Source organism: Xanthomonas sp. NCPPB 3005 (assembly GCF_041228095.2).
Classification (GTDB): domain Bacteria; phylum Pseudomonadota; class Gammaproteobacteria; order Xanthomonadales; family Xanthomonadaceae; genus Xanthomonas_A; species Xanthomonas_A bonasiae.
In genome coordinates this window covers 951,217-975,597 of record NZ_CP166096.2, presented here as the reverse complement: position 1 = coordinate 975,597, position 24,381 = coordinate 951,217, and the positions used below count along the sequence as shown (strand labels likewise).

The window sequence follows — 24,381 nt, the reverse complement described above, 5'->3', positions numbered from 1 at the left end:
TTGCCGCGCGCTTCAGTCCTTGACGATCTGCGGACGCCCGAAGCCGAGGCCGGCGATGCGGCTGGCCAACTCGGTGGCGCGACCATGGTCCTCGGCCGCGACCCGCAGCCGCCACAGCGTGCGTCCGCCGGACACGATGTCGCTGACGCTGGCGCCGACGATGCCGGCCGAGGCCAGCTGCGACAGCGCGTGGTTGGCGTTCTCGCGGCTGGCGAAACTGGCCACCTGCAACAGGATGCCGAGCGGGCCGCGCGCGGCCGCGTTGTCGGCGGCCGCGCGGGTCGCCGACACGGCCGGTGCCGATGCCGCAGCCGCGACGGTGGTCGCGGTGGACGCCGGCGCCGCGGCAGCGGTGGCGCGTCGCGGCGGCACCTGCGTGGTGGCGACGCTCGCATCGACCTTGGCCGGCTTGCCGGTGGCCACGCGCACGCCGCGCGATTTCATCCAGTCGTCGAAATGGTCGGCATTGGCCGCGGTGTCGGCATCGGCCTGCACGCGATAGCGCCAGCGCTCGCCTTCCGGCAAAGCGGCTGCCGCCGCGGTCGCACTGGCGGCGCTGGGCGCGGCAGTGGTGCTGGAGGCGGCAGCGCTGCGCGCCGGCACGCTGGCCGCGGCGACGACGGTGGCCGGCTTGGCCGGCAAGGCCTTGACCAGGTTGTCCATGTCGGTGGCGCGCCGCGCCGCCGCGGTCTGCACCGCACTGCCCGTTCCGGCCGCGCTGGCCAGCGCGGTGCCGGTCGCGACCTGCTTGCCGGTCCGCCGCGACGCGAGCAGGTTGCCGTTGTCGGCCGGGGTCAGCCCGCGCACTTCGACCCGGCCGGTGCCCTTGCCGGTGATGCCGAGCTTGACCGCCGCCGCGTAGCTCAGGTCGATGACCCGGTCGTCATGGAACGGTCCGCGGTCGTTGACCCGCACCACCACCGATTCGCCGTTGTCCAGATTGGTGACCAGGGCGAAGCTGGGCAGCGGCAGGGTCTTGTGCGCGGCGGTGAACGCGTACATGTCGTAGACCTCGCGGTTGGAGGTCAGGCGGCCATGGAACTTGCTGCCGTAGTACGAGGCGGTGCCGCGTTCGACGTAGCTGTGCGGGTCGTCGATGATCTTGTATTCGCGGCCGAGCACCATGTACGGCGAGCGGTTGCCGACCGCCGAGCGCGGCTCGTTGGTGACCAGCGGCTCGGGGATGCAGGCCACGTTGGGCACGTAGTCCGGCGTGCTGTCGCTGACCCCCGGCGCGTACAGGCCGCCGGCGGTGTAGTTGCCGCGCGTGGACGGGTCTTCCTTGGCCGGCGCGTACGGCGAGGTGGACGGGCAGCCGGTGGCGACATGCGCCGGGCCGCGGCCTTCCACCCTGACCCCGGGCGCGGCGGCGCCGCCGCCGGCGGTCTTCTTCGGGGCGCTGCTGCAGGCGGCCAGCGCCAGCAGGGCGACGACGGGAACGATCCGGAGCAGCGCGTTCGGGTTCATGCCGGGGGTAACTCCTTGCCGGCGATGGCCTGGGACAGCTGGTACACGGCCATCGCGTACATCTTGGAAATGTTGTAACGGGTGATCGCGTAGTAGTTCTGGAAGCCGAGCCAGTACTGCTTGCCGGCGCTGCCGTCCAGCGTGATCGGGGTGGCGGTGGCGCCGGCCGGGACCGGTGCGGCCGGCTGGTAGCCGCGCGCGGCCAGGTCGGCCAGCGTGTAGCTCGGGGTCCAGTCGGTTGGATTGAATTCCTCGGCGCCGGGACGCAGCGTGGCCGGCACCGCGACCGCGCCGTCGCGGACCCAGCCGCCCTTCTTGACGAAGTAGTTGGCGATCGAGGAGAACATGTCGTCGTAGTCGGTGAACAGGTTGCGCTTGCCGTCGCCATCGCCGTCCACCGCGAACTGGCGGTAGCTGGACGGCATGAACTGGCCCAGGCCCATCGCGCCGGCGTAGCTGCCGATCAGGCTGGCGATGTCCAGGTTCTCTTCGCGGCCGAGCGCGAACAGCTGGCCGAGTTCGTCGCGGAAGAACAGCTCGCGGCGCACTTCGCGCTCGAGCTTGGCCGGGTCGCCGCTGCGCGGATAGCGGAACGCCAGCGTGTACAGCGCATCGAGCACGCGGTAGCTGCCGGCGTTCTTGCCGTAGCTGGTCTCCACGCCGATGATCGCCACGATGATCTCCGGCGGCACGCCGGTGCGCGCCTGCACCCGCATCAGTTCTTCGCGATGCGTGGCCAGGAACGCGCGACCGCCGTCGATGCGCGCCTGGCTGATGAACATCGGCCGGTATTCGTTCCACGGCTTGACCCGCTCGGCCGGGCGCGACATCGCCGCCACGATCGCGTCCTTGAACTGCGCCTGCGCCAGCGTCGCCTCGATCTGTGCCGGGTCCAGGCCGTACTTGGCGGCGGTGTCGCGGACGAAGTTGGCGCGCGCGATCTCGAACGGCACCGGGGTCAGGTCGACCGGCGGCGCCGGCACCGCCTCGGGCGCCGCCTCCACCGGCAACGCCGGGCGCGGCGCGGGCTGCGGCAGCGCATTGGCCTGCGGCGGCGGCGGCGGAGCCTTGGGCTGGGTCGCGCATGCGACCAGGCCAAGCGTGATCAGGCAAATCAGCGAGCGTCGAATCATGCCGGCAGGTTAACAGAGTCCAGATGAATTTCCACCAATAACGCCATGAAACAAAAGAACTTTGCCGCGGGTCAAGTGCGCCTGGCGTATTCATGCTGAGCAGCGCGGCGATGCCCCGCTGGGGCGCGGCGCCGGCATCGGCGCCATCGCCGGCCGCGCAGCACGAACGCAAAGGCCGCCGGTGGTTGCCCACCGACGGCCCGGAGTGCTGCGCGGCGCCGACGCTCAGAACGGCGCGTCGATGTCCACCACGTCGATCAGCTTGTGGTTGACGAACTCCTTGATGCCCAGCCCGATCAGCTCGCGGCCGTAGCCGGAGCGGCGCACGCCGCCGAACGGCAGGTCGGCCTTGACCATGGTCGGATGGTTGACGAACACCATGCCGGTGGAGATGCGCCTGGCCACGTCGACGCCGCGCGCGGTGTCGGCGGTGAACACCGAGCCGCCCAGGCCGAACGGCGAGTCGTTGGCGATGCGCACCGCCTCGTCCTCGTCGGCGGCCTCGAACAGCATCGACACCGGGCCGAAGAACTCCTGGTAGTAGGCCGGGTTGTCCCTGGTCACGTTGGTCAGGATGGTCGGCTGCACGAACGCGCCCTGCGTCGGCACCTTGGGACCGACCTCGGTGGCGGTGGCGCCATGGTCGACCGCCGCGGCGATCTGCAGCTTGAGCTCGTCGGCCGCGCCCTGCGAGGACAGCGGCGCCAGCGTGGTCGCCGCGTCCATCGGATCGCCGGCCTTGAGTGCGGCCACGCCCTGCGTGTAGCGGTCCAGGAACTGCTCGTACACCTCCCGCACGATGATCATCCGCTTGGACGACACGCACACCTGGCCGCCGTTCCAGTGGCGGCCGAACACCGCCCACTTCACCGTCTTGTCCAGCTCGGCATCGGCCAGCACCACGAAGGCGTCGGCGCCGCCCAGTTCCATCGTCGATTTCTTCAGCGCCCTGGCCGCCTGCGCGGCGACGATGGCGCCGGCGCCTTCCGAGCCGGTCAGCGCCACGCCGTGTACGCGCGGATCGTTCAGGATGGTCTCCACCTGGGTGCGAGTGGCGTAGAGGTTGGCGAACGCACCGGCCGGCAGCCCGGCTTCGGCCATCAGCGCTTCGAACCTGGCCGCGCACTGCGGCACGTTGGAGGCGTGCTTGAGCAATACCGTGTTGCCGGCCGACAGCTGCGGGGCGATGATCCGCGCGATCTGGTAGTACGGGAAGTTCCACGGCTCGATCGCCAGCAGCACGCCCAGCGGTTCGTGCACCACCATCGCCTCGCCCTCGGCCGGATCGGCCACCGGCAATGTTTCCGGTGCCAGCAGGCGCTCGGCATTGACCGCGTAGTACTCGAAGATGTCGGCCGACAGGGTCACCTCGGCTTCGGCCTCGCCGATCAGCTTGCCCATTTCCAGGGTCAGCAACTTGGCGAAGCCGCGCACATCGGCGCGCAACAGCTGCGCCGCCGCGTGCATGACCTTGGCGCGCTCGGCGAAGGAGGCGTTCTTCCAGTGCTGGAAGGCGGTATCGGCAGCGCCGATCGCGGCAAGCACCTGCGCATCGGTGGCCTCGGGAAAACTGGCGAGCAGTTCGCCAGTGTAGGGATTGCGAGTCGCATAAGCCATGGTCGTGTCCTCGTGGAAGGTGGGAAAGCGCCGGCGCGTGGCTGCGCCGGCACGGGAATCGGTTCGGTCAGGCAGCAAGTTCCTTGACCGCCTGCACCATGCGGTTGAGCACCGCGGCGGCATCGCCGTAGACCATGTCGCAGTTGTCGCCGTAGAACAGCAGGTTCTCCACGCCGGCGTAGCCCTTGCCCTGGCCGCGCTTGATCACGTAGACCTGGTGCGCCTGGTCGGCGTTGAGGATCGGCATGCCGTAGATCGGCGAGGCCTTGTCGGTGCGCGCGGCCGGATTGACCACGTCGTTGGCGCCGATCACCAGCGCCACGTCGGTGCTGGCGAAGCTGTCGTTGATGTCTTCCATGTCGAAGATCAGGTCGTAGGGCACGCCGGCCTCGGCGAGCAGCACGTTCATGTGCCCGGGCATGCGCCCGGCGACCGGATGGATCGCGAACTTCACGTCGACGTCGGCGGCCTGCAGCAGCTTGACCAGTTCGTACAGCCGCGCCTGCGCCTGCGCCACCGCCAGGCCGTAGCCGGGCACGATGATCACGCTGGAGGCATAGCGCATCGCCACCGCCGCATCGCCGGCTTCCACCGCGGTCATGCGGCCCTGCACGTCGCCCTGCGCCACCGCGGCGCCGTCGCCGAAATTGCTGAACAGCACGTTGGCCAGCGAGCGGTTCATCGCCTTGGCCATCAGCACGGTCAGCAGCGTGCCGGCCGAGCCGACCACCATGCCGGCGATCATCAGCGCCGGGTTCTGCAGCGCGAAGCCTTCCAGGCCCACCGCCAGGCCGGTGAAGGCGTTGTACAGCGAGATCACCACCGGCATGTCGGCGCCGCCGATCGGCAGCGTCATCAGCACACCGAAGCCCAGCGCGGCGACGAAGAACGCCAGTGCCGCCCAGCCGCCGCCGATCTGCGCAACGACCAGCGCGCCGAGCGCCAGCGCCGCGACGAACACGCCCGCGTTGAACACGCTCTGGCCCTTGAAGCGCCAGGCGCTGTTGATGCGGCCGTCGAGCTTGGCCCAGGCGATCACCGAACCGGACAGCGAGATCGCTCCGATCAACGCGCCGAGCACGGTCACCGCCAGGTGCAGGCCGCCGTGCTGCGGCTGCCGCGAGGTCAGCGCGACCGCGGCCACCGCCGCCGCGGCGCCGCCGCCCATGCCGTTGTACAGCGCCACCATCTGCGGCATCGCGGTCACCGCCACGCTGCGTCCGCTGCGCCAGGCCCAGGCGCCGCCGAGCGCCAGCGCCAGCAGCGCCAGGGCGAGATTGGTCAGCGCGTGCGGCTGCGCGCTGGGCTGCAGGTCGGCCAGATAGCCGAACGCGGCGGCGACCGCGACCAACATGCCGATGCCGGCCAGCACGATGCCGCGCAGCGCGGTCACCGGCGAGGACATGTGCTTGAGGCCGAGAATGAACAACAGGGCGGCGGCGAACCCGCTGACTTCCACCAGTAGCTGCAACATGGCGCTATTCCTTCGGGGCGGAGGCGGAGACGGATTTGGCGCTGGGCTTGAACATCGCCAGCATGCGGTCGGTGACCACGTAGCCGCCGGCGGCGTTGCCGGCGCCGAGCAGCACGCCGACGAAGCCGATCGCCTGGCCGGCGACGGTGTCGGCGTTGAACAGCGCGTGCATCGCGCCGACCACGACGATGCCGTGGATGAAGTTGGAACCGGACATCAGCGGCGTGTGCAGGATCGACGGCACCTTGCCGATCACTTCGTAGCCGGTGAACGCAGCGAGCATGAACACGTACAACGCGATCATCCAGCTCATCGACAGATCGAGATTCATCGCTCAGGACTCCTTGGTAGCGGGCGCAGGCGGCGCCGCATGTGGCGTGGGATGGCAGACTTGGCCGTCGCGGGTGAGCAGGGTGCCGGCCACGACCTCGTCGTCGAAGTCCGGCGCCAGCGCGCCGTCGCGGACCAGCAGCTCGAGCAGGTTCAACAGGTTCTTCGCGTACAGCTCGCTGGCGTGCTGGGCCAATGCCGAGGGCACGTTGAACGGCGCGACGATGGTCACCGGCCCCACTTCCACGGTCTGCCCGGGCACGCTGCCCTCGCAGTTGCCGCCGCTGTCGGCGGCCAGGTCCACGATCACCGCACCGGGTTTCATGCCCGCGATCTGCGCGCGGTCGATCAGGATCGGCGCGGTGCGTCCGGGCACGTTGGCGGTGGTGACGATCATGTCGGCCTGCTGGATGTGCTGGGTCAGCACCGCGGCGGCCTTGGCCCGCTCCTCTGCGGTGAGTTCGCGCGCATAGCCGCCCTCGCCGCGCGCATCGATGCCGGTGTCGACGAACTTGGCGCCGACCGACTGCGCCTGCTCGCGCGTCTCCGGACGCACGTCGTAGCCTTCGGTGATCGCGCCGAGCCGGTGCGCGGTGGCCAGCGCCTGCAGGCCGGCCACGCCCAGGCCCATCACCAGCACGCGCGCGGCGCGCAGCGAGCCGACCGCGGTGGTCATCATCGGCAGGATCCGCGGCAGGTGCACCGCGCCCAGCAGCGGCGCGTAGTAGCCGGCCAGCGCGGCCTGGCTGGACAGCACGTCCAGCGCCTGCGCGCGGCTGATCCGCGGCACGGTTTCCATCGCGAACGCGGTGATGCGGCGTTCGCACAGCAGCTCCAGCAATCCCGGCGCCTTGGCCGGATACAGCATCGCCACCAGCACGCTGCCCGGACGCATCGCCGCCAGCGTCTGCAGCGACGGCGCCTGCACCGCCAGCACCAGGTCGGCGCCGGCGACGACTTCCTGCGCGTCGTCGAGCACGGTGGCGCCGGCATAGGCGGCATCGTCGAAGCGCGAGGCCGTACCGGCCCCCGCCTGCAGGCGCAATTGCGCGCCGAGTTTCGCCAGCTTCGGCAGCACCGCGGGCACCATCGCCACGCGGCGCTCGCCGGCCTGCTCTTCCTTCACTACCGCTACGGTGAACGCCATGGGTCGGTGCCTGTGGGGAACTGCAGGCACGATGCGCGCGCGGCCCGCCGCGAACATTGATTGCGATCAATTGCGGCCGGCGCAGTGGCCTGCGGTACAGGCGCGGCACGATTCCGGTAGCGATAGCGCCCGTCAGCGCGGTTGTGCTGGCGCCTCGCCGCGGCGACGGCGGCTACGACGCGGGAACGACCGGCTCGCCGCTGCACGCGGGCAGCGCACCGGACGCGTGGTCGCCCAGGCGCCGGCAACGCTGCCGGTGGAGCATTGCGGGTCGCAGCCGTGCACGCGGATACGCGCGCTACCTGCCTTCAGCGCAGCGACGCAGATGACGCGTTGCAGGCGGACGCGACGGCCATGCGCGCATGGCCGGGCGCGACGGAGGCCTGGAGCGTCATCCGCCCCGGCAGCGGCAGCGCCGAGGCCGGGGCACCGGACATCGCTATTGCAGCGCGCCGGGCGGAGTGCGCAGCGGCGCGGGTTGCACCGCGCCTGCGCGAGGATGCCCGGCATCGAGCGCCGCGACAGGATGCCGCGCGTCTTCTGCGAGCTGTTGCCAACGCGCGTCGACGATCGTCGCCAATCCGGCCGGATGCTGGTCGAAATGGTGGCCGCCGTGCAGCGCGACGATCTTCGCACCGCTGTCGCGCAGCTGCGGGCACACCGTGTCCTTCTCCTGGTCGCCATACACGCACAGCAGCTGCGACGGCGCGATGCGCGCGATTTCCGGCAGCACCGGCTTGGCGTCGGCGGCATCGCCCAGGTCGAACCAGTTGCGCACGCGGATCTGGAAATCGGCCTTGTGGTCCACGCCGAACAGGGCCAGCAGGCCGACCTGCGCGCGCTGCGCCGGCGGCAGGCGGTTGTACATGAACGGCATCGCGGTGGCGCCGAAGGAATAGCCCACCAGCAGGATGCGCTGCGGGTGCCAGCGCTGCTGGTAGTGGTCGATGACCCGCGCCAGGTCGGCGCTGGCCTGCGCCGGCGGCTTGTCGCGCCAGAAGTAGCGCAGGCTGTCCCAGCCGACCACCGCGATGCCGCGCCGTTGCAAGGCCTCGGCCATGCCCTTGTCGATATCGCGCCAGCCGCCGTCGCCGGACAGCACGATCGCCAGCGGCGCGCCGGGCACGCGCACCGGCAATTCGGTCAACGGCAGGTCGTCGAGCGCACCGCCGCTGCCCGGCATGTGCAGGTGCGCGGCCACGCGCGCGGCCAGCATCGTCTCCGGCGCAGCGCCCACCGGTGCCGCCGCGATGTCGACGAAGCCCTGCGCGCTGTTGGGGTGCGCAGTGCCGGCGCAGACCTCGGTCGGCGCCGGCGCGATGCCGATCGCGCCCCCCAGGGTCGCCGCCGGCGCGGCGCCGACGATGCGCTCGGCCAGGGTCGCAGCGGTGCCGGTGCCGGCCAGCATCGGCAGGAAGTAGCGGTCGCCGTGCAGATCGCGCTGCAGGTGCCGGCTCAACTGCTCGGCATCGTGCCAGGCATGGCCGCAACCGGTGCCGGCGCGCTGCAGGCGCGTCAGGTAGCGATCGCCATCGACCGTCGCGACCACCGCGCCGGTCGCGGCGATGCGCGCCGCCGCGGCCTGGCGCTGCGCGCGGTTGCCGCTGGCGAACAGGATCACCATGCCCTGCGGCGGGCCGGGCGGCTGGGTCAGCGCGACCCGGCCGTAGCCGTGGCTGTGCATCGCGCCGACAGGAAAGTAGTAGCGGATCAACGCATAGCCGCTCAGGCCGAGCGCAACGCTCAGCAGCAGCAGGAATTTCAGGAATTTCATCGACACACATCCATGTCGGCACAGCCGAGCGGACAGGAACCACGGGGAAGACGAGAGAGGAACTGGTGCAGGCGGACGGACGCAAGGACACGACACGGGCCTGGCCCGGATCGACGCTGCGCTGCGTTGGCTCCCCTCGGTGGACGCGGGTCGGCTGGGCGGCATCGAGGCCGCGCGTGGCTCACCCGGAACGGATCCTGCGCTCGCAGCGGACCGGAAAATCCGGCGCCGCGACGTGGCATCGACGCGAATTGTGCGCAGCGCCGACACATGCCGCAATCGTCTGCCACATCACCGCATACTTGCGGTTAAGCCAGCGCGCGCCGGCGGTGCGTACGGCTCAGTAGCCGTGCACCGGGCGGTGCGCCTTGACCGCCATCACCAGGCCCAGCCCGGCCAGCAGCGACACCGCGGAGGTGCCGCCATAGCTCATCAGCGGCATCGGCACGCCGACCACCGGCAGCAGCCCGGAGATCATGCCGCCGTTGACCAGCACGTAGACGAAGAACGCCAGGCCGGTGGCGCCGGCGAGCAGGCGCGAGAACGTGTCGCGCGCCTGCGCGGCGATCCACAGGCAGCGCGCGATCACCACCAGGTACAGGGTCAGCACCGTGGCCACGCCGATCCAGCCGAACTCCTCGCTGAGCACCGAGAACGCGAAGTCGGTGGTCTGTTCGGGAATGAAGTTCAAATGCGACTGCGAGCCCAGGCCCCAGCCCTTGCCGTGCAGGCCGCCGGAGCCGATCGCGATCTTGGACTGGATGATGTTCCAGCCCGCGCCGAGCGCATCGTTCTCCGGATTGAGGAACATCATGATCCGGTCCTTCTGGTATGGCCGCAGCAGCCACAGCCAGGCCACCGGCGCGGCCGCGGCGACGCCGCCCACCGCGATGCCCACCCACCACCACGGCAGCCCGGCCAGCAGCAGCACGAAACCGCCGCTGGCGGCGATCAGCACGCCGGTGCCGAAGTCCGGCTGCAGCATGATCAGCGCGGTGGGAATGCCGATGATCACCGCGCTGACCAGCACCGTGGGCACGCGCGGCGGCAGCGGCACGCGGTGCAGGTACCAGGCCACCATCATCGGCATGCTGATCTTCAGCAGCTCGGCCGGCTGCAGGTAGAACACCTTCAGGTCCAGCCACTGCCGGCCGTACTTGCCGGTGCCCAGCGCGAACACCGCCAGCAGCGGCAGCATCGACAGCGCGTAGATCAGCGGCGTCCACGCGCGCAGGCGCAGCGCCGAGACCCGCGACAGGCCCCACATCGCCGCCGCGCCGATCGCGAAGCGGATGGCCTGCGCCAGCATCAGGTGGTTGCCGCCGGCCTGGCCGCCGGCGCTCTTGAGCACCGCCAGGCCGATCACCATCAGCGCGCCCAGGGCCAGGCACATCGGCCAGTCCAGGGTGCGGGCGAAACGGCCGCCGAGATCGGTCAGCCAGCGCAGGAAATCCTTCATCGTTCGTCCGGGATCTCGTCGGGGATCGGTGGCGGCGCCGCCGGCAGCGGCACCGCGGCGGCCTCCACTTCGACCGGGCCGATCAGCACCGGGCGCTCGCCGGCGGCCAGCGCGACCGCGTCGGCGGCGCCGCGCGACCCCGGGTCCTCGGCGTAGTACAGCTGGCTGCCGAACGCGGTGGCGCCGCGCAGGCTGTCCAGCGGCTCGATGCCCGCGGGCAGGCGCCCGAGCAGCCAGGCGTCGAAGATCTTGCGCGCGATCGGCGCGGCGGTGCTGGCGCCGTAGCCGCCGCCTTCCACCGCCACCGCCAGCGCGATGGTCGGCTGCTCGGCCGGGGCGAAACCCTCGAACAGCGAGCGATGGCGCAGGTGCATCGGCAGGCTGCGCGGATCCACCGCTGCCAGGCCCTTGCGGCTGACCACCTGCGCGGTACCGGTCTTGCCGGCCATCTGGTACGGCGCGCTGACCGCGATCGCATGCCCGCTGCCGCCGGGACGCATGGTGTCCATCATGCCCTCGCGCACCGCCTGCAGGTTGCCGGGATTGTCGCTGATCGGCTTGCCCGGGCCGAGCGCCACCGGCGCCCACGGCTGGTCGAACGCGCCGCGCTGGGCCATCACCAGGTGCGGGGTGCGCAGTTGGCCATCGGCGATGCCGGCCACCGCGCGCACCAGCTGCAGCGGGGTCACCTTCCAGTCGCCCTGGCCGATGGCGATGTTGACCGTGTCGCCGGGATACCACGCTTCCTTGCGGCTTTTGGCCTTGTAGGCCGGCGACGGCACGATGCCGCCGATCTCGCCCATCAGGTCGATGCCGGTCGGCGCGCCGAAGCCGTAGCGGTTCATGTACTGGTCGACCTTGGTGATGCCCATGTCGACGGCCAGCTTGTAGTAGTACGTATTGACCGACTGCGCGATCGACTTGCGCAGGTCGGTCCAGCCGTGCCCGCCGCGGTGCGAGTCGCCCCAGCCGCGACTGACCCCGGGCAGGTAGAACATGCCGGTGGACAGGATCTTGTCCTCCGGCCGGCGCGTGCCGCTGTCCAGACCGGCCAGGCCCATGAACGGCTTGATGGTCGAACCGGGCGCCACCCCGCCGAGCACCAGGCGGTTGAACTGCGGCCGCGACGGATCGCTGTTGAGCGCCTGGAAGTCGGCGTGCGAGATGCCGTTGACGAACAGGTTGGGATCGTAGGACGGCAGGCTGACCATCGCCAGGATCTCGCCGGTGCGCGGATCGATCGCGATGGCCGCGCCCTGGTAGTCGCCGAACGCGGCGACCATCGCGCGCTGCAGGTCGGCGTCGATGGACAGGCGCAGGTCGGCGCCGGACTGCGCCGGGACCCGGCCGACGGTACGGATCGCGCGGCCCTGCACGTTGGTCTCGACCTGCTCGTAGCCGACCTTGCCGCGCAGTTCCTCCTCGTAGTAGCGCTCCAGCCCGGACTTGCCGATGTGGGTCAGCGCGGCATTGCCCTCGCCGAGCATCTCCAGGTCCTTCTCGTCGATGCGGCCGACGTAGCCGATGATGTGCGCGAACAGGTCGCCGTAGGGGTAGTGGCGGGTCAGGTACGGCTCCAGCTCCACCCCGGGGAAGCGCCAGCGGTCCACCGCGAAACGCGCGCGCTCCTCCTCACTGACCCGCAGCTTGAGGGTGACCGGACGGAAACTGCGGCTGGCCTTGCGCGCGGCCTGGAAGCGCTCGATGTCCTCCGCCGACAGCGCGATGACCTTGCCCAGCTCGGCCAGCAGCGCGTCCATGTCCTCGACCTTGTCCGGGGTCACGTCGAGCCGGAACGCGGGCACGTTCTCGGCCAGCAGGCGGCCGTTGCGGTCGTAGATCATGCCGCGCCCCGGCACTACCGGCCGCGGCTTGATCCGGTTGGCGTCCGAGCGCGTGGCGTAGATGTCGTGGTCCAGCACCTGCAGCTTGAAGTACCAGGCGCCCAGGCCGACCAGCGCCACCAGCACGCCGAAGAAGCCCAGCGCCGCGCGGCGCCGGAACTGCTCGGCCTCGGCGTGCGGGTTCTTCTGCGTGCGGCGGGTGAAGGCCACGCTACTTGCTCCGCCGGCCCAGCCGCAGCGCGTCCAGCAGCACGAACAGCGGCGGCCACAGCGCCATGCCCAGCAGCGGCGCCCACCAGTAGTTCCACGGCAGCGTCGGCTCGCCCACCGCCAGGTGCACCGCCGCGGCGACGATGCGGTCGTTGACCAGCAAGCCGCCGATCGCCAGCGCCTGCTGCGACATCGGGAAGAAGCGGATCCGCGCGCGGAAGCGCTGCAGGATGAAGCTCAGGATCACCAGCCGCAGCGCCTGCTCGCCGAGCACCCCGCCGTACAGCAGGTCGGCGACCACGCCGATGGCGAAGGCGAACCCCAACCCGACCTTGTCCGGGGTCTCGATCACCCAGTACGCCACCACCAGCGCCAGCCAGTACGGCCGCAGCGGCTGCAGCAACAGCGGCAACGGCAACAGGCCCAGCACCAGCGCCAGGATCACGCTGACCGGCAGCACCCAGCCTTTGCTGCGGGGGCGGCTCATTGGTCCGTCTCCTGTGGAGACGGACGGGAATCGGGAATGGGGAGTCGGGAATCGGGTGCTGCGCTTGCCGGCTTGGCCGGCACGGGCGCAGCGGTGGCGCCGGCGGGGGGGGATTGCGTCGACCGAGGCGTGGCGGCCCTGGCACGGCTGCCTGCCGGCGCGGGGTTGTGCGCGGTTAGCGGCGCCGCATGGGCAGAATCAGAGGCGGCACCGGCCGCCGGCTCAGTGGCCGGCACAGGCGCTGCATCCGCAGCCGCCGGCTTCATCAATTCCCGATTCCCGATTCCCCACTCCCGGCTCTTCAACAACAACACATCCCGCCCCCGGTCCAGCTTCGCCGCCGGCTTCAGGTTGCCGACCAGGAAGGCGTGGGTGTCGTCCGGGCGCAGCGTCGCCACCGTGCCGACCGGGAAGCCGGCCGGGAAGCGCCCGCCCAGGCCGGAGGTGACGATCTCGTCGCCGACTTCGACCCCGGCGCTGAGCGGCACGTCGCGCAGTTCGAGGGTGTCGCCGCGGCCGTAGACGATCAGGCGCACGCCGTTGCGCGCCACCGTCACCGGCACCGCGTGGTCCGGGTCGGTCAGCAGCAGCACGGTGGAGTGCAGCGGGGTCACCTCGATCACCTGGCCCATCAGCCCGCCGGCGTCGATGACCGCCTGGCCGACGTGGACGCCGTCGCGGCCGCCGGCGTCGAGCACCAGGCGCTGCCGGGTCGGGTCCAGGTCGATGTCCAGGATCGGCGCCAGCTGCACGTCCAGGCCGCGGCGTTCGGCCACGCCCAGCAGCTCGCGCAGCTGCGCGTTGTCCAGCGCCGCGGTCTGCAGCCGGGTCAGCCGCGCCTTGGCGATCAGCAGTTCGTTGCGCAGCGCGCGGTTCTCCCTGACCAGCTGCGCATGGCTGGCGGCGTTCTCCTGCACCTGCGAGCCGAGCCGGCCCGGCAGCCCGGCCAGCGCCCACAGCGGCTGCACCAGCAGGTTGGTCTGGCTGCGCAGCTGGGCCAGCCAACCGGCCTGCGCATCGAGCACGATCAGCACCACCGCCAGGGCCAGGTACGCCAGCAGGCGCGGCGTGCTGGCGGCTTCGCCCGGGCGGGCAGTGACGGGAGGACCGGCGTAGGGAGGCACAGTTAAAGCCGGGATTGGGGAATCGGGAATGGGGAATCGGAAAGCAACAGCGCATCCCCGACTTGATCAGGCCGGGGCGCAGGCAAGGGAGCGGCTGCGGAGCCGGCAATGTCGGTGCGGAGGGGCCGTTCGATTCCCCATTCCCCACTCCCCATTCCCGGCTTCACGATCACTCCGGCGCGAAGAACTCGTTGCCGTGCATGTCCACCAGCTCCAGCGCCCGGCCGCCGCCGCGGGCCACGCAGGTCAGCGGATCGTCGGCGACCTGCACGTGCAGGCCGGTCTCCTCGGAGATCAGCCGGTCCAGGTCGCGCAGCAGCGCACCGCCGCCGGTCAGCACGATGCCGCGCTCGGCGACGTCGGCGCACAGCTCCGGCGGGGTCTGTTCCAGCGCCAGCTTGACCGCCGAGACGATGCCCGACAGCGGCTCGTGCAGCGCCTCCAGCACCTCGTTGGAGTTGATCTTGATCATCTTCGGCACGCCCTCGGCGAGGTTGCGGCCGGAGATTTCCATCTCCTGCACCTCTTCCTGCGGATAGGCGCAGCCGATCTGCAGCTTGATCCGCTCGGCGGTGGCCTCGCCGATCAGCATGCCGTGGTTGCGGCGCACGTAGTTGGTGATCGACTCGTCGAAGCGGTCGCCGCCGATGCGCACCGACTGCGAGTAGACGATGCCGTTCAGCGAGATCACCGCCACCTCGGTGGTGCCGCCGCCGATGTCGATGACCATCGAACCGCGCGCCTCGGTGACCGGCATGCCGGCGCCGATCGCCGCGGCCATCGGCTCCTCGATCAGGTACACGTCGCGCGCGCCGGCCTCCTCGGCCGATTCCTTGATCGCGCGGCGCTCGACCTGGGTCGAGCCGGCCGGCACGCAGACCAGCACGCGCGGGCTCGGACGCAGGAAGCGCGACTTGTGCACCTTCTTGATGAAGTGCTTCAGCATCGCCTCGGTATAGGTGAAGTCGGCGATGACGCCGTCCTTCATCGGGCGGATGGTGGTGATGTGACCCGGGGTGCGGCCGAGCATCTGCTTGGCCTCGGCGCCGACCGCGGCCACCGAACGGGTGCCGCCGATCGCCCGGTCCTGGCGCACCGCGACCACCGACGGTTCGTTCAGCACGATGCCCTGGCCACGCACGTAGATGAGGGTGTTGGCCGTGCCCAGATCGATGGACAGGTCGTTGGAGAACATGCCGCGGAGTTTCTTGAACATCGGGGAATTGAGTCCTGGGGAGTCGCGTGCCGTCGCCGAATGGCGAAAAAATGGGCAGAAAACGAAGTCTGCTAGCGTAACAACCCACCTGGGTGCGGGCAAGGAAAATTCTCGCTAAAACCGCGCCTTGCATGCACTCGCAGGGGGCGCCGTGCATCGTGCTTGTGGCCCTGCCCGGCCGCAGCCGTTACCCTTTGCGCCGCGGCGACCCCGCACGCTGCCCGCCTGAATGCGGGCTCATCCCTCCGCCAAGGCCTGCCCGATGTCCGCACTGATCTGTGGTTCCCTCGCTTTCGACACCATCATGGTGTTCCCGGACCAGTTCAAGAACCACATCCTGCCGGACAAGGTGCACATCCTGAACGTGTCGTTCCTGGTGCCGCGGATGCGCCGCGAGTTCGGCGGCTGCGCCGGCAACATCGCCTACAACCTGCACCTGCTGGGCGGCGATCCGATCCCGATGGGCACCGTGGGCCAGGATTTCGGTCCGTACCGCGAGCATTTCGAGACGCTGGGCATCGACCTGTCGCGGGTCAAGGTGATCGACGAGCTGTTCACCCCGCAGGCGTTCATCACCACCGACCACGACAACAACCAGATCACCGCGTTCCATCCCGGCGCGATGATGCGCAGCTACGAGAACCACGTGCGCGACGTGCCGGGCGTGACCCTGGGCCTGGTCGGCCCGGACGGGCGCGAGGGCATGATCCAGAACGCCGAGGAGTTCGCCGCCGGCGGCATCCCCTTCATCTTCGATCCTGGCCAGGCGATGCCGCTGTTCAACGGCCCGGAGCTGCGCACCTTCATCGAACAGGCCGACTACGTGGTGGTCAACGACTACGAGTCCAACCTGCTGCAGGAGCGCACCGGCTGGAACGAGCAGGACATCGTCTCGCGGGTGCAGGCCTACATCACCACCCAGGGCCCAAAGGGCGCGCTGGTGTATACCCCCGACAAGACCTACGACGTCCCGCCGGCGCACGAGCGCCGCGTGGTCGACCCGACCGGCTGCGGCGACGCGTTCCGCGCCGGCCTGATCTTCGGCATCGAGCGCGGCTGCGACTGGCTGACGATCGGGCGCATGGGCAATCTGATGGGCGCGCTGAAGGTGGAACACCCGGGCACCCAGAACCAGCGCTTCGACTTCGACGAGTTCAACGACCAGTTCAAGCAGCAGTTCGGGTATGCCTTGTAGCCGCGAGTGGGGAATCGGGAATGGGGAATCGTAAAAGCGGGAACCCGGCGTCCTGAGACCACAAAGAACCGCGCTTTCGCGCGGTTTTTCGTTTTGGCTACAAGGCGGAACGGGATGCGCACCAGCCAAGCCGCTCTTGCCATTCCCGATTCCCCATTCCCGACTCCCCACTTTTGCTGCACTGCAGTTTGAGCCAAGGCCCGGTTTGTGCGTCACTGCCGCTCTGGTCCCGGGTGGGGACCGAGGATGCGCCACGTGTCGGAACTGACTGTCGCCAACCTCCTGCAGGCCACGGCTGGACCGCCGTCCGCTGCCGAGGCGGAATCCGCGTTGCTGGCGCGGATGCGCCGCTTCCGCCAGATCGAACCGCTGCCGCCGGCGCTGGCGCGCTCCTGGCAGCGCTGCCTGGACGAGTACGGACTGAGTCCGGACGCCCCCCCTTCGCCGATGGTCCACGACGGCAGCGGGCTGCGCGAGCGCCAGCAGCGGCTCGAAGAGGTGCTGCGCATCGCCAAGGTGGAGATGGAGAACCTCTACGAGCAGATCGCCGGCGGCGGCTACGCGGTGGTGTTCGCCGATGCCGAGGCGACCCTGCTGCACAGCGTGCAGGACCCGGCGCTGCTGCGCGAATTCCGCGAGACCGGGCTGTTCTGCGGCGCCAGCTGGGCCGAGCGCTACCAGGGCACCAACGGCATCGGCACCTGCGCGGTGGAGCGCAGCGCGCTCGGCGTGCACCGCGGCGAGCATTATCTGGTCCGGCATCTGCCGCTGTCGTGCAGCGGCGCGCCGATCCTCGATCCGCACGGACAATTGCTGGCGGTACTGGATGCTTCCACCCCGGACGCGCGCGACACCAAGCTGGTACAGCGCCACACCAGCGCGCTGGTGCGCATGTCGGCGGCGCAGATCGCGCGCTCGTATTTCCTGGAGCAATACCGGCATGCGTGGATCCTGCGCTTCCACAGCCGCCCGGAGTTCGCCGGCCTGCTGCACGAGGCGCTGATGGCGATCGGCGACGACGGCTGCGTGCTGGCCGTCAACGATGCCGCGCTGGAACAGCTCGGCAAGGGCGATCGCGGCCTGCTGGTCGGGCGCGACATCTCGCAGGTGATGCAGCTGGACTTCGACACCGTGGAGCAGCGCGCGCGCAACGACGCCAGCACGCTGTGGTCGATCCGCTGCGCCTGCCACGGGCGCCGCTTCTTCGCCCTGGCGCAGCCGCCGCGCCGCGACGCTGTCGCCGGCCACGCGCGCGCCGCCAGTGCCGACAGCGGCGAGGCGACCTATTCGCGCGAACACGTCGGCTCCGATCCGCGCATGCGCCACAATCTGGACAACGCGCTGAAGCTGGCCGCGCATCGGGTGTCGATCCTGCTGTGCGGCGCCACCGGCACCGGCAAGGAAGAGTTCGCCAAGGCGGTGCATCGGGGCTCGCCGTGGGCGGCGCGGCCGTTCGTGGCGGTGAACTGCGCGGCGATCCCGGAGGCGCTGATCGAGAGCGAACTGTTCGGCTACGCGCGCGGCGCGTTCACCGATGCCGCGCGCGAAGGCCGCCACGGCAAGCTGCTGCAGGCCAGCGGCGGCACTCTGTTCCTGGACGAGATCGGCGACATGCCGCTGCCGCTGCAGACGCGGCTGCTGCGCGTGCTGGAAGAACAGAGCGTGACCCCGCTGGGCAGCGACCGGGCGATGCCGCTGGAACTGCACGTGATCAGCGCCAGCCACCGCGACCTGATGCAGATGGTGACGGCCGGCGAGTTCCGCGAGGACCTGTACTACCGCCTCAACGGCGTGGTGCTGCACCTGCCGCCGCTGCGCGAGCGCAGCGACAAGGCCGAACTGATCCGCACCCTGCTGCGCGAGGAGAGCGGCGAGCATCACGTGCGCATCAACGAAGATGCGCTGCACAAGCTGCTCAGCTACGCCTGGCCGGGCAACCTGCGGCAACTGCGCAACGTGCTGCGTACCGCCGCGGTGCTGTGCGCCGACGGCATGATCCGCATCTCCAACCTGCCGCAGGAAATCGTCGATGCCGACAGCGGCCCGTGCCTGGTCAACGGCGATGCGGTCGCCGCCGACGACATGCCCGGCCGCGTGGCCCTGGACAGCGCCGAGCGCAGCGTGCTGCAGCAGCAGCTCGAACGCCACCGCTGGAACGTCAGCCGCACCGCCGACGCACTCGGCATCAGCCGCAACACCCTGTATCGCAAGCTGCGCAAGCATGGGTTGGCGACGGCCTGAGTGCGCGCGCGAAGCTGCTCGATCACGCCATCCCGCGTACGCCAACGCTCTCTGCAGGAGCGGCTTCAGCCGCGACATCGAAGCCGGATACCTAGCGGCTTCGATGTCGCGACTGAAGTCGCTCCGACAAAGAAGCTGCCGCCTGGTGCGGCGATGCGCATCCATGCCGTTGTTGTGGGAGGGACTTCAGTCCCGACTGCCTCCGAAGCCTGAAAATTTCCGGCTTCGATGTCGCGGCTGAAGCCGCTCCTACAAACAACCGTGGCATGGTGCGGCGATGCACATCCGTGCCGTTGTAGGAGGGACTTCAGTCCCGACTGCTGTCGAAGCCTGAAACTTTCCGGCTTCGGTGTCGCGATTGAAGCCGCTCCTACAAAAAGCATTCGTCCGGAGCAGGCGGCGCGGCGCCATGCGCTGCGCTGCACAGATCACCGGCCATCCTAGAACCGCCAGCGCAAACCGACCTGGTACTGCCGTGGCGCGCCAGGGGCGACGAAGCGCGAGGGGCCGTCCTCGACCGCGGCGTCCTGCGGGCGCGCCAGCGCGCCGTCCGGGAACAGGTCCTCGGCGACCGCCGCATAGGTCTCGTAGCGGCGATCGAACAGGTTGTTGATGCGCAGGTACAGCGACAGGCCGTCGGCGATCTGCCAGGTGCCGTGCACGTCGATCAACGCGTAACCGCCGGTGGACAGGTCGTGGCGCACCGCGTCTTCGCCGTCCTCGGGATCCTCGACCAGGCCGTCCTCGTTGCCGCTGGCCACGCGCCGCGAGATCGCGCGCAGGTCCGCGCCCAATGCCAATGGCGCCAGCGCCTGCCACTCCACGCCCAGCTTCAGCGTGTTGCGCGGCAGGCCGGCGATGCGCATGCCCGGATGCAGCTCGATGGTGCGCTCGCCGGACAGCAGTTCGCCGTCGCTGCGGTAGGTCGCGTCCAGGTAGCTGTAGGCGGCGAACCAGCGCAGCGGGCCGCTGCTGGCGCGCCAGCTCAGGTCCGCGCCCTGGTAGCGGGTGCGATCGACGTTGTCGAAGTAGCCCAGCTGGGTATTCGGCGCACGCAGGAACAGGATGTCGTTGCGATTGTCGGCGCGGTACAGCGAGGCGTTGAAGGCCTGCTCCGGCGACGGGTTCCAGCGCACGCCGACTTCGTAGGTGCGCGAGACGATCTGCTCCAGGCGCGGGTCGGCCTGCAGCCCGGTCGGCAGCCGGCATGGCTGTTCCGGATCGGCGCAGCCCAGTTCGATCGCGGTCGGCGCGCGACTGTTCTGCGAGGCCGAGGCGAAAGCGGTGAAGCCGCCGCCCAGGCGCTGGGTGATGCCCAGCGACGGATTGGCCTTGGCGAACACGAAGCGCTCGCGCGGCAGCGCGCCGTCCTCGGCGGTGGACAGCACGTTGCTGACCTCGACCCGGTTCCAGCGCAGCGCGCCGGTCACGTGGGTGGCCTCGCTCACCTCCCAGGTGTCGGCGGCGAACACGCCCAGCGTGCTGCTGCGGCCGCTGACCCCGGAAAAGAATTCGCGCTCCTCGTCGGGATCGGCGACGACGGCGCGGTCGTCCTCCACGAAGCCTTCCTGTGCGTATTGCCGGTAGCGCACCCGGTTGCGATCGTAGGTGGCGCCGAGGCTGAGCGCATGCGCGCCGGCCTGGCGGCTGAAGTTAAGTGCCACGCCCTCGGCGTGCTGGCGCATCTGCGTGGTGTTGAGCACGCCGCTGTGCAGGGCGTCGGCCTCGGCGCGCGACACCGTGCAGTCGTCGTCCAGCGGCGTGCCGTCGGCGGCGTAGCCATCGGCGCAGTCCTCGACGAATTCCTCGTAGTCCTCGTTGATGTCGCCATTGACGGTGTCCCGGCGGCCGTCGCGGTAATAGGCCAACAGATGTAGCGCCGTGTCCGCGTCGAAGCGATGGTCCAGTTGCGCGGTCAGCAGGGTGTTGCGGTTGCGGGTCAGGTCCGGCGAGGTGTAGACCGCGTCGCGATCGGCCTCGTACAGACCGGGCTCGATGCCGTCATCGGTGTAGCGGCTGCCGGGCAGCAGGCCGTTGCCGATCAGGCGGCTGCGCCCGTGCAGCAGCGACACGTCCCAGTCGGTGTTTTCGCCCTGCCGCCCGAGCTTGCCGAACACGGTGCCGAGGCGGCCTTCGGACGCGTCGCGCCAACCGTCCTCGTCGAAACCGGTGACCGCGACGAAGGCGTGCAGGCCATCGCGGCCGGCATAGCCGTAGGACGCGTCCAGGCGCTTGCGTGCGCCGCTGCCGAACGACAGATCCGCGCGCAGGCCCGGCGCGGTCAGGCCCGACTGGGTGGTGAACGCCAGCGCGCCGCCCAGCGTGTTGGGGCCGAACAACGGGTTGGAGCCGGGCATCAGCGCCACGCTGCGGATCGCCGCCTCCGGCATCATGTCCCAACTGACGATGTCGGCGAACGGTTCGTTCATGCGCACCCCGTCCAGGTAGACCGACACGCCCTGCGAGGCGCCCGGCAACGCCGAGGCGCGGAAACCGCGGAAGGTGAGATCGGTCTGGAACGGGCTACCCTGCACCTCGTTGGTGTCCACGCCGTTCATCTGCCGCAGCATGAAATCGGTGAGGTTGCTAGCCTGGCTGCGCGCGATGTCGTCGGCGTTGGCGGTCTGCACCGTGTACGGCAGGTGGTCGGCATCGATCAGGGTGCCGGGGATCGGCGTGGCGGTGACCTCGACCCGGTCCAGCGCGGTGATCTGCGCATCGCCGGCATTGACCGTGGTCTGCGCGCCGGCCGGCGCGGCGGCCAAGGCGATGGCGATGGCGACGGCCAGCGCATGCGCGCTTGCCAGCGAAGTACCACGTTCCTTGTTGCAAGCCATGTTTGCTCCTACGTGTCAGTACAGTACGACCGATTTGATGCCCCTGCCCGCGCGGATCGCATCGAAGGCGCGGTTGATGTCCTGCAGCGGCAGCGTCTCGCTGATGAGTTCGTCGATGCGGATCTCGCCGGCCAGGTAGCGCTCGGCGTAGGCCGGCAGTTCGCTGCGGCCCTTGACCCCGCCGAACGCGCTGCCGCGCCAGGCGCGGCCGGTGACCAGTTGCAGCGGCCGCGTGCTGATCTCCTGCGCGCTCGGCGCCACTCCCAGGATGATGCTTTCGCCCCAGCCCTTGTGGCAGCACTCCAGCGCCGCGCGCATCGCGCGCACGTCGCCGACGCACTCGAAGCTGTGGTCGGCGCCGCCGTCGGTGAGATCGACGATCACCTGCTGCACCGGCGCGCCGAAGTCCTTCGGATCCAGGCAGTCGGTGGCGCCCAGTGCGCGCGCCAGCTCGAACTTGTCGCGGTTGATGTCGACCACGATGATGCGCCCGGCGCGCGCCATCACCGCGCCCTGCACCACCGACAGGCCGATGCCGCCGAGTCCGAACACCGCCACGCTGTCGCCGGGCCGCACCCGCGCGGTGTTGAGCACCGCGCCGATGCCGGTGGTGATCGTGCAGCCGAGCAGGCACACCTTGTCCAGCGGCGCGGAGGGATGGATCTTGGCCACCGCGATCTCCGGCAGCACGGTGTACTCGGCGAAGGTGCTGGTGCCCATGTAGTGCAGGATCGGCCGCCCGCGCAGCGAGAAGCGGCTGCTGCCGTCGGGCATCAGCCCGCGGTCCTGGCTGGCGCGGATCGCCTGGCACAGATTGGTGCGCCCGGAACGGCAGAACTTGCACACACCGCATTCGGGCATGTACAGCGGGATCACATGGTCGCCGGGGCGCACGCTGGTGACGCCGATGCCGACCTCCTCGACCACGCCGGCGCCTTCCTGGCCCAGGATCACCGGGAACGCGGCATCCGGATCGGCGCCGGACAGGGTGCTGGCGTCGCTGTGGCACACGCCGCTGGCGACCAGGCGCACCAGCACCTCGCCGGCCTTGGGCGGTTGCAGGTCCACTTCCTCGATGGCCAGCGGTTGGTTCGCCGCCCAGGCGACCGCGGCTCGCGTCTTCATTCCCCTCTCCCCGCATCCTCTCGCTGTGCCGCATGCGCTCCTCGCCTCATTGCGCGATGACCACACCCCAGGGCATGTCGCCCACTGCGATCTGCTTGATCTCCTTCATGGTGGTCGTGTCGATGACGCTCACGCTGTTGGAGCGGCCGTTGGCCACGTACAGCTTCTTGCCGTCGGCGCTGAGCGCCGGATTCCACGGGCGCTGCCCGACCGGGATCTCGGCCAGGCTGGCGCGCGCGGCCGGGTCGATCACGCTGACCGTGCCGGCGCCGCCGTTGGAGGCGTAGACGCGGCTGCCGTCGCGCGAAATGGCGATGCCGGCGGTGCGCTGCCCGGCCGGGATGCTGGCCACGCGCCGGCGTGCGACCAGATCGATCACATCGACCACGCTGGCCGCTTCCTGCGCCACGTACACGGTATTGCCGTCGGGGGCGAACGCCATGCCGCGCGGATGGCCGCTGGTGGCGATGACGCCGGTGGATTTGCCCGCCTTCAGGTCGATCACGTCCAGGTCGTTGGAGCCTTCGTTGCTGGTCAGCAGCAGCGCGCCGTCGGGACTGTACACGCAGTGCTCTGGCGCCTGGCCCTGGGTGGCGATGCGCGCGCCGATCGCGAAACTGGCCGGATCGATCAGCATCACCTGGTTCTGCCCTTCCACGCAGACCGCGAACTGGCGGCCGTCCGGCGACGCGGCGATGCCCTCGGCGTTCTCGCCGATGTCCACGCTGCGCAGCACCCGGTCCTGCACCGTATCCAGTTCCAGCAGCCGGTGCCCTTGCGCGTCGATCACGTACAGGTGCCCCGAGGGTCCGGGCAGGATCTGCTGCAGGCGCTTGCCGAGCTGGCCCTGCGCGGACAGCGTGCGCAGCACCGTGTCGGTGCCGGTGTCGATCACCGAGATGGTGCCGGCGCGCTGGTTGGGCACGTACGCCAGTGCCGCCACCGGCGTGGCGGACGGCGTGGCGTCGGCGTTCGCCTCCGCGGCAGGCGCCGCCGCACGCTGGCAGGCCGCGCCGGCCAACAGCAGCGCCAGCGCAGCGGTGCCCAGCGTGCGGCGCGCGCCTGGGATCATGGCGCCGCGCCCGCGGTCTTGTTGATCGAGTGGATGAAGGCCAGCAGCTTCTCGGTGTCGCCGTCCTTGAGCACCGGCGCGAACGGCGGCATCTGCCCGACCACCTTCTCGTGGCCGACGCGGACCTTGCCGTGCGCGGTCATGCCGGCGGTCCCTTCGCTGATCAGCGTGCGCAGCGTGTCGTCGTCGTGGCCGTAGACCCAGATGTCGTTGGTCAGCGGCGGGCACATGCCGCCACCGCCGGTGCCGCCGTGGCAGGCGCTGCAGCCGGCGGACAGGAAGATCTTCTTGCCTTCGGCGGCGAGCTCCGGCGTCACCTTCACCGGCGGGCCTTTCGGAATCGGGGTGACCGCGGCCGGCGGCGGGGTCGCGGCGGCGGCGGCCGGCGCAGCGGCCGGGGCGGCCGGGGCGGCCGGAGCCGTGCTGGGCGCAGCTGCGGCCGCGGGTGCCGCCGACGGAGCGGCAGGTGTGGCGGCGGCGGGGGCGGAGGGCGGTGCCTCCTTGCCGCAAGCGGACAGGGCCAGGGTCAACGCGAACAGGGACAGGTGCAGCAGCTTCGGCACGACGGAGCGGCGGACGACGGCATTGCGCATGGGAAAAGAACCTTTGCGGGACGGACTGTGGGGACG

The 24,381-nt window shown here is 70.3% G+C and carries 18 protein-coding genes; 2 read left to right on the top strand and 16 right to left on the bottom strand.

From position 1 onward, the window contains the following. Window positions 1-12: 12 nt before the first annotated feature. The 12 genes from AB8810_RS04245 to AB8810_RS04190 all read right to left on the bottom strand — a co-directional run bounded on the left by AB8810_RS04245 (window position 13) and on the right by AB8810_RS04190 (window position 15,282). A complete protein-coding gene (locus tag AB8810_RS04245; RefSeq protein ID WP_369915654.1) occupies window positions 13-1,467 on the bottom strand; it encodes a septal ring lytic transglycosylase RlpA family protein in 1,455 nt (484 codons plus the stop codon). Beyond that, window positions 1,464-2,600, bottom strand: coding sequence for a lytic murein transglycosylase B (gene mltB, locus AB8810_RS04240; RefSeq protein ID WP_369915653.1), 1,137 nt, complete (start codon window positions 2,598-2,600; stop codon window positions 1,464-1,466). Before mltB ends, AB8810_RS04245 begins: the two co-directional genes overlap by 4 nt. 225 nt (window positions 2,601-2,825) lie before the next feature. Then, window positions 2,826-4,217, bottom strand: coding sequence for an NAD-dependent succinate-semialdehyde dehydrogenase (locus AB8810_RS04235; protein WP_369915652.1), 1,392 nt, complete (start codon window positions 4,215-4,217; stop codon window positions 2,826-2,828). Between the two features lie 67 nt (window positions 4,218-4,284). Beyond that, a complete protein-coding gene (locus AB8810_RS04230; RefSeq protein ID WP_369915651.1) occupies window positions 4,285-5,691 on the bottom strand; it encodes an NAD(P)(+) transhydrogenase (Re/Si-specific) subunit beta in 1,407 nt (468 codons plus the stop codon). A gap of 4 nt (window positions 5,692-5,695) precedes the next feature. Beyond that, window positions 5,696-6,022 carry an NAD(P) transhydrogenase subunit alpha gene (locus AB8810_RS04225; RefSeq protein ID WP_179567371.1) on the bottom strand — a complete coding sequence of 109 codons (327 nt, stop codon included), beginning with the start codon at window positions 6,020-6,022 and terminating at the stop codon, window positions 5,696-5,698. A 3-nt stretch (window positions 6,023-6,025) separates the two neighbouring features. Next, window positions 6,026-7,168, bottom strand: coding sequence for an NAD(P) transhydrogenase subunit alpha (locus tag AB8810_RS04220; RefSeq protein ID WP_369915650.1), 1,143 nt, complete (start codon window positions 7,166-7,168; stop codon window positions 6,026-6,028). Between the two features lie 439 nt (window positions 7,169-7,607). Next, window positions 7,608-8,942, bottom strand: a complete 1,335-nt coding sequence (locus AB8810_RS04215; RefSeq protein WP_369915649.1) for a virulence factor family protein — start codon at window positions 8,940-8,942, stop codon at window positions 7,608-7,610. A 340-nt stretch (window positions 8,943-9,282) separates the two neighbouring features. After that, window positions 9,283-10,401, bottom strand: coding sequence for a rod shape-determining protein RodA (gene rodA / locus AB8810_RS04210; RefSeq protein WP_179567377.1), 1,119 nt, complete (start codon window positions 10,399-10,401; stop codon window positions 9,283-9,285). Continuing rightward, window positions 10,398-12,455 carry a penicillin-binding protein 2 gene (gene mrdA, locus AB8810_RS04205; RefSeq protein ID WP_191825241.1) on the bottom strand — a complete coding sequence of 686 codons (2,058 nt, stop codon included), beginning with the start codon at window positions 12,453-12,455 and terminating at the stop codon, window positions 10,398-10,400. The genes rodA and mrdA overlap by 4 nt, the downstream gene beginning before the upstream one ends. Window position 12,456: 1 nt before the next feature. Continuing rightward, window positions 12,457-12,942: a rod shape-determining protein MreD gene (mreD, locus tag AB8810_RS04200; protein ID WP_179567381.1), complete on the bottom strand. Its 486-nt coding sequence runs from the start codon at window positions 12,940-12,942 to the stop codon at window positions 12,457-12,459. Continuing rightward, window positions 12,939-14,066, bottom strand: a complete 1,128-nt coding sequence (mreC, locus tag AB8810_RS04195) for a rod shape-determining protein MreC (protein WP_369915648.1) — start codon at window positions 14,064-14,066, stop codon at window positions 12,939-12,941. Before mreC ends, mreD begins: the two co-directional genes overlap by 4 nt. Window positions 14,067-14,235: 169 nt before the next feature. Further along, complete coding sequence (locus tag AB8810_RS04190; protein WP_003465837.1) at window positions 14,236-15,282, bottom strand: rod shape-determining protein; 1,047 nt, start codon at window positions 15,280-15,282, stop codon at window positions 14,236-14,238. A gap of 262 nt (window positions 15,283-15,544) precedes the next feature. Between AB8810_RS04190 and AB8810_RS04185 the strand changes: the two genes are divergently transcribed. Beyond that, window positions 15,545-16,477: a carbohydrate kinase family protein gene (locus AB8810_RS04185; RefSeq protein WP_179567385.1), complete on the top strand. Its 933-nt coding sequence runs from the start codon at window positions 15,545-15,547 to the stop codon at window positions 16,475-16,477. Between the two features lie 255 nt (window positions 16,478-16,732). Further along, window positions 16,733-18,718 carry a sigma-54-dependent Fis family transcriptional regulator gene (locus AB8810_RS04180; protein WP_369915647.1) on the top strand — a complete coding sequence of 662 codons (1,986 nt, stop codon included), beginning with the start codon at window positions 16,733-16,735 and terminating at the stop codon, window positions 18,716-18,718. Window positions 18,719-19,158: 440 nt separating this feature from the next. Here the strand turns inward: AB8810_RS04180 and AB8810_RS04175 are convergent, their stop codons facing one another. Genes AB8810_RS04175 through AB8810_RS04160 form a run of 4 tightly spaced genes read right to left on the bottom strand, consistent with a single transcriptional unit; the run spans window position 19,159 to window position 24,345 of the window. After that, window positions 19,159-21,555 carry a TonB-dependent receptor gene (locus tag AB8810_RS04175; protein ID WP_369915646.1) on the bottom strand — a complete coding sequence of 799 codons (2,397 nt, stop codon included), beginning with the start codon at window positions 21,553-21,555 and terminating at the stop codon, window positions 19,159-19,161. A gap of 15 nt (window positions 21,556-21,570) precedes the next feature. Next, entirely contained in the window at window positions 21,571-22,680 is a 1,110-nt protein-coding gene (locus tag AB8810_RS04170; RefSeq protein WP_179567391.1) for an S-(hydroxymethyl)glutathione dehydrogenase/class III alcohol dehydrogenase, read from the bottom strand. A gap of 46 nt (window positions 22,681-22,726) precedes the next feature. After that, window positions 22,727-23,752: a beta-propeller fold lactonase family protein gene (locus AB8810_RS04165; RefSeq protein ID WP_369915645.1), complete on the bottom strand. Its 1,026-nt coding sequence runs from the start codon at window positions 23,750-23,752 to the stop codon at window positions 22,727-22,729. Then, window positions 23,749-24,345: a cytochrome c gene (locus AB8810_RS04160; RefSeq protein ID WP_369915644.1), complete on the bottom strand. Its 597-nt coding sequence runs from the start codon at window positions 24,343-24,345 to the stop codon at window positions 23,749-23,751. Before AB8810_RS04160 ends, AB8810_RS04165 begins: the two co-directional genes overlap by 4 nt. Window positions 24,346-24,381 lie beyond the last annotated feature (36 nt).